At 53.9% G+C, this 14,085-nt stretch carries 13 protein-coding genes; 8 read left to right on the top strand and 5 right to left on the bottom strand.

Features of this window, described 5'->3' with window-relative positions:
• Positions 1-47: 47 nt before the first annotated feature.
• Both IV433_RS02315 and IV433_RS02310 read right to left on the bottom strand, forming a co-directional pair.
• Positions 48-938: a dihydrodipicolinate synthase family protein gene (locus tag IV433_RS02315; protein WP_195812592.1), complete on the bottom strand. Its 891-nt coding sequence runs from the start codon at positions 936-938 to the stop codon at positions 48-50.
• A gap of 44 nt (positions 939-982) precedes the next feature.
• Positions 983-1,699: an N-acetylmannosamine-6-phosphate 2-epimerase gene (locus tag IV433_RS02310; protein WP_195812593.1), complete on the bottom strand. Its 717-nt coding sequence runs from the start codon at positions 1,697-1,699 to the stop codon at positions 983-985.
• A 142-nt stretch (positions 1,700-1,841) separates the two neighbouring features.
• Here IV433_RS02310 and IV433_RS02305 point away from each other — a divergent pair, with 142 nt between their 5' ends.
• The 3 genes from IV433_RS02305 to IV433_RS02295 all read left to right on the top strand — a co-directional run bounded on the left by IV433_RS02305 (position 1,842) and on the right by IV433_RS02295 (position 5,531).
• Positions 1,842-2,714: an N-acetylmannosamine kinase gene (locus IV433_RS02305; RefSeq protein WP_195812594.1), complete on the top strand. Its 873-nt coding sequence runs from the start codon at positions 1,842-1,844 to the stop codon at positions 2,712-2,714.
• Positions 2,715-2,873: 159 nt separating this feature from the next.
• Positions 2,874-3,701 carry a MurR/RpiR family transcriptional regulator gene (locus IV433_RS02300; protein ID WP_229893185.1) on the top strand — a complete coding sequence of 276 codons (828 nt, stop codon included), beginning with the start codon at positions 2,874-2,876 and terminating at the stop codon, positions 3,699-3,701.
• A gap of 300 nt (positions 3,702-4,001) precedes the next feature.
• Positions 4,002-5,531, top strand: coding sequence for an MFS transporter (locus IV433_RS02295; RefSeq protein ID WP_195812596.1), 1,530 nt, complete (start codon positions 4,002-4,004; stop codon positions 5,529-5,531).
• Between the two features lie 39 nt (positions 5,532-5,570).
• On the opposite strand, the gene IV433_RS02290 is transcribed toward IV433_RS02295, so the two are convergent.
• The gene (locus IV433_RS02290; protein ID WP_195812597.1) at positions 5,571-6,149 is read right to left on the bottom strand and encodes a GNAT family N-acetyltransferase; all 579 of its coding nucleotides are present in this window, start codon (positions 6,147-6,149) and stop codon (positions 5,571-5,573) included.
• Between the two features lie 192 nt (positions 6,150-6,341).
• Between IV433_RS02290 and dapF the strand changes: the two genes are divergently transcribed.
• From dapF to aroQ, 5 genes are all read left to right on the top strand, one after another.
• Positions 6,342-7,181 carry a diaminopimelate epimerase gene (gene dapF / locus IV433_RS02285; RefSeq protein ID WP_195812598.1) on the top strand — a complete coding sequence of 280 codons (840 nt, stop codon included), beginning with the start codon at positions 6,342-6,344 and terminating at the stop codon, positions 7,179-7,181.
• A 324-nt stretch (positions 7,182-7,505) separates the two neighbouring features.
• Complete coding sequence (locus IV433_RS02280) at positions 7,506-8,885, top strand: MFS transporter (protein WP_195812599.1); 1,380 nt, start codon at positions 7,506-7,508, stop codon at positions 8,883-8,885.
• A gap of 92 nt (positions 8,886-8,977) precedes the next feature.
• Positions 8,978-10,240, top strand: a complete 1,263-nt coding sequence (locus IV433_RS02275; protein WP_195812600.1) for a gallate dioxygenase — start codon at positions 8,978-8,980, stop codon at positions 10,238-10,240.
• Complete coding sequence (locus IV433_RS02270) at positions 10,237-11,070, top strand: amidohydrolase family protein (RefSeq protein ID WP_195812601.1); 834 nt, start codon at positions 10,237-10,239, stop codon at positions 11,068-11,070. Before IV433_RS02275 ends, IV433_RS02270 begins: the two co-directional genes overlap by 4 nt.
• Positions 11,071-11,085: 15 nt before the next feature.
• Complete coding sequence (gene aroQ / locus IV433_RS02265; RefSeq protein WP_195812602.1) at positions 11,086-11,526, top strand: type II 3-dehydroquinate dehydratase; 441 nt, start codon at positions 11,086-11,088, stop codon at positions 11,524-11,526.
• Positions 11,527-11,599: 73 nt separating this feature from the next.
• Here aroQ and IV433_RS02260 read toward each other — a convergent pair whose 3' ends face one another.
• The gene (locus IV433_RS02260; protein ID WP_195812603.1) at positions 11,600-12,850 is read right to left on the bottom strand and encodes an O-antigen ligase family protein; all 1,251 of its coding nucleotides are present in this window, start codon (positions 12,848-12,850) and stop codon (positions 11,600-11,602) included.
• On the bottom strand, positions 12,843-13,955 hold the full coding sequence (locus IV433_RS02255; protein ID WP_195812604.1) for a glycosyltransferase: 1,113 nt from the start codon (positions 13,953-13,955) through the stop codon (positions 12,843-12,845). Before IV433_RS02255 ends, IV433_RS02260 begins: the two co-directional genes overlap by 8 nt.
• Positions 13,956-14,085 lie beyond the last annotated feature (130 nt).

The raw sequence follows: 14,085 nt of genomic DNA, 5'->3' as shown, positions 1-14,085 counted from the left end.
CCTGCGAAGGGGGAGGTTGGGAGGGGGTTTAGCAACGAACTCCCGGGCTATAAACCTAATGCATCGCGCATGCGGTTTTCGACGGTTTGCTTTTGTTCCCGGGTCAGTGCGCGCAGCGGAAGGCGCGGGTTGCCGGCGTCGATGCCGTGCAGTTTCATCGCGGCTTTGCCTGCGGCGACACCGCCGAACTCCACCAGTACGCAGATCAGCGCCACAACGCGATCCATGCCCTGACGGACGGCGGTCTGATTCCCGGCGTTAAAGTCTTCAATGATTTTATGGAACAGCGGCGCGGCGTAGTTATAGGTGCTGCCTACTGCGCCGGTGGCACCGACGGCCAGACCGCCGGGCAGATGTTCGTCTACGCCAAACGGAATATCGAATTTACCGCCGCTGACGCGCTGGCAGCGCTGGAATTCATACAAATCTGCGCTGTTGAATTTAATGCCGGACAGGTTCGGGATTTTGGATCCGCCTTTGATCAGGAACTGTTCCATATCCAGATTCACGCCAGACATGCCGGAATGGTAATAATAGAAACCTTTTGACGGTGCCGCCGACGCTATCGCCTGGCAGTAATCAATCAGGTCATCCACGTTTGCCGGTTTAAAGAAGCACGGCCCGATAACCGACGTGGCAAAAATATCCAGCGTTTCGGCGTGGCGCGATAATTCCACCGCGTCTTTAATACTGAGTGCGCCGGTGTGCAGCGTAATGCTTAATTTGCCCTGCGCGGCTTTCACCCAGCGTTCGGCTATTTTTTTACGTTCTTCAACTGAACAGTGAATGCCTTCACCGGTAGTTCCACAGACGTAAACGCCCTTCACGCCTTCGTTCACCAGATGTTCCGCTATCTGATCGATGACCGGAAAATTCACCTCACCCTGCGCATCAAACGGCGTGTGTGGAGCAGCAATCAGACCTGTTAATTTTTTCATGTGCTTTCTCATCAATGGGAAGTTAAGGGAATCAGTCCGTTTTTTCAGAAACCGGTCAGTTTGTTCTGTTCGTTTTGCGCAATGGCCTCACAAAACCAGCCGCAAATATGTTCGATACGCGTCACGGCAGATCCGACGGTAACGGCGTAAGCGCCCGCCGCCATCACTTCAGCGGCCAGCGCGGGGGAGTTGTAACGGCCTTCGGCAATCACCCGGCATCCGGCCTGCGCCAGTGCGCGGACCAGCGCGATATCCGGCGTTTCGGGCACCGGCGTTTGGGTATAGCCCGAGAGCGTCGTGCCGATAAAATCACAGCCAAGTTTTTGCGCCAGCAGGCCATCTTCAAGGCATGATGCGTCGGCCATCGTCAGGCATCCCGCTTCGCGGGCGCGCTGATATAACGCCTCAACCGGCACGGGGCGAAAACGCTGCGTGACGTCAAAAGCAATAATGTCGGCTCCGGCGGCGCTCAGCGCGTCCACGTCTTCCGGCCACGGCGTGATCCGCACGTCAGAATCCGGCAGGTCGCGTTTAATAATGCCGATAACCGGTGCATCCGTTGACCGGCGCACCGCTTCAATGTTGCGAATGCCTTCAATACGCAGCGCCACCGCCCCGCCGTCGAGCGCTGCGCACGCCATCGCGGCGACGATTTCCGGTTTGTCCATGGCACTGCCGGGCACCGGCTGGCAGGAAACGATCAGCCCGCGGGCAAGCCGGGTCAGGAGATCATTCATGTTGCGCACGTTTGTCTTTACCATGAACTTAAAACTCCAATATTAAATTTTAAATGAAGTATAACTCCAATCATGGTAGATCTTTTGTTCTCAGCGCGCAATGGCGCAAATCGCGGTTACCGCTTCATGTTAGTGACCGGCATTCAGTTTTGTGAGGAAAACTCAGATGGGAAACGCGTTAGCACTGGATATTGGCGGGACAAAAATTGCGGCGGCCATTGTGGCGGAAGACGGCACGCTGTCTGAACGTCAGCAGATCGCCACGCCGCACGGTGATGCCGCCGGGTTAGCCGGCGCGCTGGAAAAACTGATTACGCCATGGCGTAACCGGGTGGATCTGATTGCCGCTGCCTCGACCGGCATTATCAGCCAGGGGCGGCTGACCGCGCTGAACCCGGCGAATCTCGGCGGGCTGGCGGGGTTTCCTCTGCAGGACTGCATCCGCGCCGTAGCGGATTTACCGAATGTCGTGCTCAATGACGGACAGGCCGCGGCGTGGGCGGAATATCAGGCCGTGCAGGAAACCTGCGATAACGCGCTGTTTGTCACTGTCTCAACCGGCGTGGGCGGCGGAATTATCTGGAACAGAAAATTATTAACCGGCCGCAACGGGCTCGCCGGGCACATCGGCCATACCGCGTTTGATCCGCAGGGCGGGCTGTGCGGCTGCGGGCGTCGCGGTTGTGTCGAAAGCGTCGCATCAGGCACCGCCATCGGCCATGCGATGATGGAGAACGCCAGACCGCTGGGCGCGGAACAGGTTTTCGAACGCGCCCGCGCGGGTAACAGCAAGGCGCAACGGGTGATCGGTCGTTCAGCGGCGGCCGTTGCGTCAATGCTGGCGGACATGCATATCTCGCTGGATCTGGACGTCGTCATGATGGGCGGCAGCGTCGGGCTGGCGGAAGGGTATCGGGAAAAAGTGGCGCATGCGCTTAACCAGTTACCGGCGATTTACCGGGTTGCGCTGCTTCCGGCGCATCACCGGCAGGACAGCGGTTTAATCGGCGCGGCGTTATGGGCCAGAGCCACGCTGTAGCCCTGCGCGGCGGTAATCAGGCTTCACGGAGTCAGCCAACTATGTAATGATGTGCACCGGTTAAATCATTGTTTCTGTCACTCTTTCCCCCGAGGTGTCCACGTGAAAACGGGTGCTCAACATTTCAAACCAGGTAAAATTCTTGATGCTCTGGGGGCGATGCGAAACAGCCTGACCCGCTCCGCGCAGCGCATTGCGGTTTATATTCAGGCCGAACCTTCCAAAGTCACGCAACTTTCCCTCGCTGAACTTTCCACCCTCACGCAGGCCGGTGAAGCCACGATTATTCGTTTCTGCCGCACGCTGGGTTACAAAGGTTTTCAGGATTTCAAAATGGATCTGGCGATCGAAGTGGCGACGCGTCCGGATCCTGAAGAAAGCCTCCTGGACGCCGATGTTCAGGACGCCGACAGCCCGCAGGCGATTGCCGGAAGATTGCAGTCGGCGATCAATAACGTGCTGACCGAAACCATTAATCTGCTGTCGCTGGAAAACGTCGAACAGGTGGTGAAACTGATGCGCCCCGCTGACCGGATTTGTATTTTCGGGCTGGGCTCTTCCGGCATTACCGCTGAAGACGCCAAAAGCAAGCTCATGCGTATCGGGCTGCGCGTTGACGCGGCGACCAACAATCATTTCATGTACATGCAGGCTTCGCTGATGAAGCCCGGCGATGTCGCCATCGGCATCAGCCATTCGGGCACCTCCGCCGAAACGGTGCATGCGCTTAAACTGGCGAAAGAAGCCGGAGCGACCACCGTCGCGCTGACTCACAATGTCGGTTCTCCCATCACCGGCATGGCCGATTACGTGCTGATTAACGGCAACAAGCAGGGTCAGTTGCAGGGCGACTCCATCGGCACCAAAATCGCACAACTGTTCGTTCTTGACCTGATTTACGCGCTGCTGGTGAAAGCCGATCCGGTGCAGGCGGAGCAAACCAAACGTAAAACCACGCAGGCCATCAGCCAGCACGGCACCCGCTAAAACCATTTCCTGCCGCATTTTCAGGCTTTCATCGCGCTGATCCTTTTTCAGCGCGCCTTCTGACCTCTCCATCCTGCTGCTTATCTTTCCCTGTTCAGCATTTCACCTTCTTTATCACACTTTTCTCAGTCCGTGATTGAAATGCCGGAGCGATCTAATACACTCAAATGGAGTTTTACTCCTAATTAACATTTCGCTTGGAGCAAAACACGAAATAACCCGAAGACGAAAACAGAGACGATGAGCGACCCCTGACAACAATTTTGCCCGTGACCGACGGGATGTGGAGAGAGCGACGATATGAGCAATTCATTACAGCCTCGTGCTGACAGGCCAGAGACAAAAGCGCCCCGCTGGTACAAACAATTGTCACCTGCGCAATGGAAAGCCTTCGCCGCCGCCTGGGTCGGTTACGCCCTGGACGGGTTTGATTTTGTGATTATCACGCTGGTGCTGACGGACATTAAACAGGAGTTCGGCCTGACGCTTTTACAGGCCAGCAGCCTGATTTCCGCTGCCTTCATCTCCCGCTGGTTTGGCGGATTAGTGCTCGGCGCGATGGGCGACCGGTATGGCCGCAAGCTGGCGATGATCACCAGCATCGTCCTGTTTTCCTGCGGCACGCTGGCCTGCGGGCTGGCTCCGGGTTACACCACATTATTTATCGCACGCCTGATTATCGGCATCGGCATGGCGGGCGAGTACGGCTCCAGCTCAACCTACGTGATGGAAAGCTGGCCGAAAAACATGCGTAACAAGGCCAGCGGATTCCTGATTTCGGGCTTCTCGATCGGTGCCGTGCTGGCGGCGCAGGCATACAGTTACATCGTTCCGGCTTTCGGCTGGCGGATGCTGTTTTACATCGGATTACTGCCGATCGTGTTCGCGCTGTGGCTGCGTAAAAACCTGCCCGAAGCCGAAGACTGGAAAGAATCTCAGCGCAAAAACCAGCAAAACAAACAACACAGTGACCGCAATATGGTCGATATTCTCTATCGCAGCCGCCTCAGTTATCTCAATATCGGGCTGACTCTTTTTGCCGCCGCGGCGCTGTACGCCTGTTTCACCGGCATGGTGTCTGCGCCTTTCATCGCCGTGCTCGGCATTTCCTGCGCCGCCATTTTCATCTGCTTCATGGTGCAAACCAGCGGCGAACGCTGGCCGACCGGTGTGATGCTGATGCTGGTGGTGTTTTGCGCCTTTCTGTATTCGTGGCCGATCCAGGCATTGTTACCGACCTACCTGAAAATAGATCTGGGTTATGACCCGCATACCGTCGGTAACGTCCTGTTCTTCAGCGGGTTCGGCGCGGCGGTCGGCTGTTGCGTTGGCGGCTTCCTCGGCGACTGGCTGGGCACGCGCAAAGCCTACGTCACCAGCCTGCTGATTTCTCAGTTGCTGATTATTCCGCTGTTCGCCATCAAAGGTTCGGACATGCTTTTCCTCGGCGGGCTGCTGTTCTTACAGCAAATGCTCGGTCAGGGCATTGCGGGTTTACTGCCTAAACTGCTCGGCGGTTATTTTGATACCGAACAGCGCGCGGCCGGTCTGGGTTTCACCTATAACGTCGGTGCGCTGGGCGGCGCACTGGCACCGATACTGGGCGCGTCTATTTCCCAGCATCTCAGCCTCGGTACTGCGCTGGGTTCGCTGTCATTCAGCCTGACGTTTGTCGTTATTTTACTGATTGGCTTTGATATGCCTTCCCGGGTACAGCGTTGGATCCGCCCTTCCGGCCTGAGAACGCACGACGCCATCGACGGCCAGCCCTTCAGCGGCGCAGCGGGGGTAAAACCGGCGTTTCAGAAACCGGGATGCGCGCGCAGTTAAACCAGCAGACAGCAAAAAGGGCCGCTAAGGCCCTTTTCTTTATGCGAGATATCCGCGTTTGAGCCGGTACAGGCAATGCTCCTCAAGCCAGCTTCCCTTCTCTACCGCCGGATGGTTGAAGTTTTCGCTGATGTCACACGTCATCCCCATTTTCTTCATCACCGCCTGCGAGCGCACATTCGGTAAGGCTGTAAAGGCCACGATTTCATCCAGCCCGAGCTGTTCAAATCCGGCATTCAGCGCTGCATGCGCCGCCTCGCTGCAATAGCCTTTTCCCCACACGTCAGCACGAAGCCGCCAGCCGATTTCCACACACGGCGTAAACGGCAAATCATAACCGGGCGTATGCAGGCCAACAAAACCGATAAACTCACCGGTTTCACGCAGCTCAACCGCCCAGATCCCCCAGCCGCGCACCGCAATCAAATCCCGGCAACGGGTGAGCATCTCGTCGCTTTTTTCACGGGTCATTGTGGACGGAAAAAACTCCATCACCCGCGGGTCAGCATTCATTTCGGCAAACGGATCGGCATCGCTGTCGCGCCACTGCCGCAGCGTCAGGCGGGGCGTCACGATTTTCAGTGGCGGAAAGGCCACCGGAACGGTAAAGGTTTCCATGAATAACTCCTTGTTGTGGCTCGCGGAATAACCGGCGAAAGTGTTTATTACCACACGCGGCGCGAATTTTACATTCGTGAACTCATCAGCCCGGGAATCCGCGTGGTAAATCCAGTCAAAATAAAGCTGACAAACCGCCGTTTTCCCATTACATGTATTCATATCAATGATGAATATATTGGGATCACAAACATGCTTTTTCACCGCTATCACGGGCTGGGTAACGATTATCTGGTCTGCCATCACAGCGTCGCCAGCCTGCTGACAAATCAGCAAATTCAGCGCATCTGTGACCGCCATTACGGCATCGGTTCTGACGGATTACTGATCGACATCGATGACGCAGAAATCCCGACATTGCGCATCATCAATCCCGACGGATCCGAGGCGGAGAAAAGCGGCAACGGCCTGCGTATTTACGCCCGTTATCTGTCTGATATTGGCCGCGTCGGGCATGCGCCTTTTCTGGTGAATACGCTGGGCGGTCAGGTGCGTTGCGAAGTCGCCGAAGGCGCGCATCAGGTGATTGTGGATATGGGGCAGGCAAAATTTTCGCCGTCGGCGTTACCGGCGAGCGTCGAAGGCGACGACGCGCTGGCGTTTCCGCTGGTCGTCGGCGGCCATCAGCTCAGCGCCACACTGGTGTCGATGGGCAATCCGCATTGCGTGATATTGGTGAAAAAGCTCGACCTGGATTTAGTCAGACAACTGGGCGGAGAAATAGAAACGCTGGCGATTTTCCCGAAACGCACCAACGTGCAGTTTGTTGAAGTGCTGGATCGCAACAATATCAGCATCGGGATCTGGGAACGCGGAGCCGGTTACACGCTGGCGTCCGGCAGCAGCAGTTGCGCCGCCGCCAGCGCCATGCGCAAACTCGGACACGTGGACGACAACGTCACGGTGCATATGCCGGGCGGCACACTGGCGATAAGCTTCAGCGGTGATTTTCAGGTCAGCATGCGCGGACCGGTGCAAAAAATCGCCTCCGTCACCCTCGATGACGACTGCTTTTGGGGCATGCCGGAATAAATTTTCTCCGCCCTTTTCTCCCCGCTCTCTTTGCATTTTCACATTAACTCCCTCCGACGGCAGCCAGCCTGCCGTTATTCGGTTACCCGTCGTGATAAACAAAACTCATACCTGCATAATGATTTTATGGCAGACAGCACGCTTTCCAGCCCCTAAGTTGGTTATCAGGAAGCACCACAATGAATAACCAACTCATTGTTTAATAAAAAAATAATTTTAATAAAACCCCATCACGGCACGCCGGTGTGCTCCGGAAGTCAGTGAGTATTTTTTCAAAGTTTTAATCCGATCACATATTAATAAAAAAAACAGAGAGCGTACCCTATGAGCAACAACACCATCGTGGATGTTAAAACGTGGATAGACGAACGCCCGATATCAAAATATCAATGGGTGGTTCTGGGGCTGTGTTTCATCATCATAATGTTCGACGGCTACGACGCGGCGGTGATGGGTTTTATCGCCCCGGCGCTGATTGAAGACTGGGGTATCAGCCGTGCGGAAATGGGGCCGATCCTGGGTGCTGCCATGTTCGGCGTCGCCATCGGTGCGCTGATTGCCGGGCCAAACGCCGACCGGTTTGGACGAAAACGCGTCCTGATGTGGTCCATTCTCTGCTTCGCCCTGTTCAGCCTGCTGAGCACCTTCGCCCGCACGCCGATGGAAATGGCTATTTTGCGCTTTCTCACCGGCCTCGGTTTAGGCGCGGTCATGCCCAACACCGTCACGCTGGTCTCGGAATACATGCCTGAGCGCCGCCGCAGCCTGATGATCACCGTGATGTACAGCGGCTTTAACGTCGGATCCGGTGCCGGTGGCTTTGTCGCCGCCGGTTTGTTACCGCATTTTGGCTGGAAAGCGGTGATCTTCGCAGGCGGCATTGTGCCGCTGCTGATGCTGCCATTGCTGATGTGGATCCTGCCGGAATCGGCGATGTACATGGTGGTGCGCAACGTTGCGAAAGAGAAGATTGCCAAAGTGCTGACCCGCGCCGGTGGCCTGTTCAGCGCGGAAACTAAATTCGTCCTGAAGGCGCCGGTGATTCAGAAAAAAGCCAAAGTCTTTCAGTTGTTCACCAACGGTTACGCCAAAGGCACGATTGTCCTGTGGGTCACGTATTTCATGGGGCTGTTTGTGATTTACCTGCTCAACGGCTGGCTGCCAACCATTATGCGTAACGGTGGTTTCTCGCTGGAACGCGCCGCCATCGTCGCCGGTTTATTCCAGCTCGGCGGCACCTTCGGCGGCCTGATGGTCGGTGGTCTGATGGATAAATTCACCGCGAAACGCGTCATCGCCGGTTTCTACATCATGGGCATGGTAAGCCTGCTGTCGCAGGGTATCGGCAACTTCGGCCCGGACGTGCTGGCGCTTCTGGTCTTCATCAGCGGCGTGTGTATTAACGGCGCACAGACCGGGCTTCAGGCATTTTCCCCGGCCTTCTACCCGACCGAAATGCGCGCCACCGGCGTCTGCTGGATGCACGGCATTGGCCGCAGCGGCGCCATCATCAGCTCGTCTATGGGCGGCATCCTGCTGGGGGTTTTCTCCGGCGAGAACATGATCTTCATTATTCTGGCGTTGCCTGCCCTGCTGGCTGGCCTGAGTATTCTTTTGCACCGCGCGGCACACCCGGCCGAGATGATCAAAGGCGTTGATATTACTGACATCCCGGAGTTGTCGCGCACCATGAACATCCGCTAACCTTGCGTTAGCCTCCTGATAATTAGAAACATAAATACACTGACGCAGCGGCTGCGTTGCGATTACCCTACAAAAAGTTCAGAGGATTTAAGATGGCTAAGATCATAGGCGGTTTAGCGGTTTCACATACCCCGACTATCGGTTTCGCAGTGGATCATAACAAACAGGACGAAAGCGCCTGGGCACCGATTTTCGAGAGTTTTGCGCCGATGCAAAAATGGCTCGAAGAAAAGAAACCCGACGCGCTGGTGTATATCTTCAACGACCACGTCACGTCCTTTTTCTTTGATCACTATTCGGCGTTTACGTTAGGCATTGATGACCACTACGAAGTCGCGGATGAAGGCGGCGGCCCGCGCGACCTGCCGCCGGTGAAAGGCCATGCGGCGCTGTCTCAGCACATCGGTGCCAGCCTGATGGCGGACGAATTTGATATGTCGTTCTTCCAGGACAAACCGCTGGATCACGGCCTGTTTTCACCGCTTTCCGCGCTGATGCCGCATGAAGGCGGCTGGCCGACGCAAATCGTTCCGCTGCAAATCGGCGTGTTGCAGTTCCCGATCCCGACGGCTCGCCGTTGCTACAAACTCGGTCAGGCGCTGCGCCGCGCCATCGAAAGTTTTCCGGAAGATCTGAACGTGGCGATTGTTGCCACCGGCGGCGTTTCCCATCAGGTTCACGGCGAACGTTGCGGCTTTAACAACCCGCAGTGGGACGAACAGTTTGTCGATATGATCGTGAACGACCCGGAACGTCTGACTGAAATGACGCTGGCGGAGTTCGCCACGCTCGGCGGGCTGGAAGGTTCGGAAGTCATCATGTGGCTGGTGATGCGCGGTGCACTTTCCGCCAACGTGAAGAAACTGCATCAGGCCTATTACCTGCCGTCGATGACCGGTATTGCGACGCTGATCCTCGAAAATCAGTCCCGTGAAGCACCGGTGGACGTGCAGCAGCGCCAGCGCGATAAAATCGCACAACAGCTGGCGGGCGTGGAAAAACTGCCGGGCACCTATCCGTTTACCCAGGCGCGCAGCCTGAAAGCCTTCCGGATGAACCGGTTCCTGCATCGCCTGATCCAGCCCGCGTGGCGCGAGCGTTTCCTCACTGACCAGAACGCGATGTTTGCCGAAAACAAACTGACCGCTGATGAACAAAAACTCCTGCGCGAACTCGACTGGCGCGGGATGATTCATTACGGCGTGAGCTTCTTCCTGCTGGAAAAACTCGGTGCCGTGGTGGGCGTGTCCAACTTACATATTTATTCCGCGATGCGCGGTGAAACGCTGGAGGAATTCCAGAAGACCCGCAATCAGCAAGTTCTCTACTCTGTAGCAGGTAAAGCGAAAGCATGACGATATTTGAGCAACCCAAGATCGACACCCATCATCACGTGTTTGATCCGGCGCGCTTCCCGTACCTTCCGGACACGCCGTACCGTCCGGAAGGGCACGAGATTGGCACCGCCGATTATTACCGCGCGGTGATGCAAGCCTACAACATCCGCCACTCCCTGATTGTCGGCCCGACGTCAGGGTATAACACTGACAGCTCATGCCTGCTGGATGCGCTGGAAAAAGGCAATGGCCGCTTCAGGGGCATCGCCGTGGTACCTTTTGAACTTCCGCTGGAAAGACTCGCCGCGCTCAAACAGGCCGGCGTGGTCGGTATCGCGATGAATGTGGCGATGCTCGGCACGGCACCTTTTTTACACCTCGATGCCCTGATGGGGCGCCTGACCGAACTGGACATGTTCGCCGCCATTCAGGTACAAGGCGACCAGTTGCTGGCACTTTTGCCGCTGATCAACCGCACGAAAACCCGCCTGCTCATCGATCACTCAGGCCGCCCCGATGTGACGAAAGGTTTGCAGCAACCGGCGTTTCAGGCGCTGTTGCAGCTCGCGAGCCAGCAACGCACCTGGGTGAAACTGTCCGGCTTATCGAAATTCAGCCGTCAGCCTTTTCCGTATCAGGACGGCCACACTTATCAGCACGCGCTGCTTGAGGCATTCGGCGCTGAACATTGCATGTGGGGTTCCGACTGGCCGTTCCTGCGCGCAGAACACCGGATGGACCTCGGCACGTTGCTGATGCTGGTGGAACAGTTATTCCCGGATGAGAAAACGCGGCACCAGATCCTGTGGCAGACACCAAAAGACCTGTTTGGTTTTGCAGATTACTGAAGAAAGGAAGACCCGATGAACTACAAAATTGCCGTCTTTAACGGCCCGAACCTGAATCTGCTCGGCACCCGCGAACCGGAAACTTACGGTTATGACACGCTGGCCACCATCGAAACACTGTGTCATCAGACCGGAAAAAGCTGCGGTGCGGAAATCGAATTTTTCCAGACCAACCACGAAGGCGATTTGATCGACCGCATTCAGGCCTGTCGCGGCTCTGCCGATGCCATTGTGCTGAACGCCGCCGCCTGGACCCATACCTCGGTCGCCATCCGCGACGCGGTCACCGCCGTAAGCCTGCCGCTATATGAAGTGCACATCACCAACGTGCATAAACGCGACGCGTTCCGCCACCACTCATTCCTCTCCGACGTTTCCGTCGGTGTCATCTGCGGTTTCGGCATTCAGGGCTACGAATACGCCATCCGCCAGGCGGTGGTGAATTTGAATAAGTGAGTTATCGGAAAGGATGATACTGGCAGGCATTCAGCATCAGGGCCCAAAGCGGGCCCTGATGCTGGTATAAAAATCATTTCACTGCTTTGAAAGGTTTGAGGCTGCAAATCGCCAGCGCAATGACAAATAGTGTGGCCGTCTGGCTATTCAAAATCACTGAATCGGTCAGCCCGGTAATAAACAACACAATAAACGGTATCATCACGCCTTTTATATCGCATTTCCTGATGCCACCGACAATGATAACGCCATAGATTAATAGCAACGATAATGTGCCTAAGAGCCCCTGCAAAGTGGTGACTTCGAGGAATTCATTATGCATGTTGTACTGAACATTGGTATATCCCTCAATATTTTCAGGATGATTCGTTTTAATGAATTTCCGCGCGATTTCGGTTCTTTCATCCGGCGATGAAAAGCCTAAATGGCTATGCAGGAAAAAGTTTCCACTTTCCCAGATTGCCATCCGCGCACCTAAGGATGTGGAACTTTGAACATCATATTCCTGAATATCATTGATCCCTTGCGCCCAGCGTTTTCCTGTAACACCCATAATAACGGCAATGGCCAGAATAATAAGTCCGGTTACGCGCCAGTTCCTGATCAGGTTGATTTTATACTCAATCAGCATAAAGGTAATCTTGAGGAAAATAAGCGCCAGAACGGTTATTCTCGTTCCGCATAAATACAAAATAGCGAAAGTCACGACAAACGCGATTAAATCTAAAATTTTAGAAGACGCATTATGCTCCAGACGGCTTAAACCAAGATGCGCACAGTAAATGAAGATAACCATATAAGACGATATGGAGGCCGCATCCGTGGTCAGTTTAATGCGTTCGTTAAGCGTAAGATGCTCATGTAACCCGACTCCCAGCGTAATCATCAACCCGATGGTGATGATGATCTTGCTTAACAGGATGGTTCTTTTCGTCACCAGAAAACCGTAGACAGAAAAACAGAGCAAAATAAAGGCACCCAGAAGGATCCTTTTGCTGCCCAATAAATAATTATTAATGATACCCGCACTGGCCGGGGACGGCGTGACGCCATCATGTTTGAATATCATGGCCCAGGTAAACCTGACAACGGCTAAAAACACCAGCGAAAGGAATATGCCGAGGTAAAATCTCTCACTCTTGCAGGCGAAATGTTTTTTAAAAAATGCATACAAAACAGTGAAAAAAGAAACATACGATAAGACGTAAAAGATCTTCTGAGGTAAGCCTGTGACAAACATACTTAACGCCAGTGAAATACACAGTCCAATGACAGTCGTGTTAACAATTATTTTCAAAATCCGTGTTTCATTGTGGTTAAGCATTTTTATCCTCAGAGATTTTATTAAGGATCATCTTGAAGTTTTCCATATACTTGTCTTCATAAAATTTCCCTATGCTTTCTTTGATTAAAGCATGTTCGGGCAGGGCCACAGCCATGCCGGTTTGTTGCAGAATTTCAGAGAGACGCACACTATCATTTTGCGGATAAAGCCTGCCATTTATATTGTTTTCAATTATTTCGGATGGACCGCTGACGCAATCGGAAGAAATACAATAGATCCCGCGGGAAATAGCCTCCAGCAAGACAAGCGGGAACCCTTCGAAATTCGAGGTCATCGCCAGACAGCTAACTTCCCGAATGCTTTCCTCGACATATTTCCAGGGATCACTTTGCCAGCCATGCCATGTAACATGGCCTGAAATACCCAGCGTATGCGTATAAGCCTGGCATTCAGCCACATCCTCTCCGTCACCGACAATTTCCAGGGACCAGGGAATGTTGATTTTCCGGACAGCATCGAACAAATCTTTTAACTGTTTTTGCCTTTCGAAATGAATCCGGCCTACGTACAGGATTCGAAGATGAGAGGGTCTTGGAATAACGACTTCTGTCTTTTTAACCGGATTAAACACTACATCAACATCGGCCGGAGCGACGCCCAGGGCCACGAGTTGATTCTTAATCTCCCCGCTGATGGCGAAATGATGACGTGCAGACAAAAGATAATGCGGACGGTATCTTTCTTTGGGAGGAAGATGCATCCAGGTCGACAAAACAGATTTCTGTCCTGAATATTTGATTGCGCGATACGCCATCAGATTAGGGATAGTATTGAGCGTAATAACGTGATCAGGTTTATGTTTCTTAATAAAGAACATCAGTCTGAGCGTATGTATAAAGTTTTTGATTTTTTTATTTCTTAATTTACACACACTTTCATGGAAGACAGCATTATCCAACCACGTTCTGGACTGCGTTTTTTCGCCACTGTTAATCACGAAGAATCCGGCATCAAACTCATCGCTCTTTTTAAATTCAGATACGATTTGGCTTGTTACGTTTTCCATTCCGCCCCGCCCGATGAGCAAATCCGTCACCAGAACGACTTTCTTTTTGCGAGCCACTTCGTTTTCTGTAGTTTTCATAATTCATCTCTTTGCAAGCTCCTGAATTGCAGGGGCTAAATCTTACTCCGCAAGTTTCACGACTATTGAGGGTATCTCAGTGAGACAGATAAGCAGCGTAACGAAAAATCTGCACTATCTTACATCAAAA

The sequence above is a fragment of the Rahnella laticis genome, assembly GCF_015644585.1.
GTDB classification, from domain to species: Bacteria; Pseudomonadota; Gammaproteobacteria; order Enterobacterales; family Enterobacteriaceae; genus Rahnella; species Rahnella laticis.
Note: the sequence above shows the minus strand (reverse complement) of the source record. Positions and strands in the feature narration are given on the sequence as shown.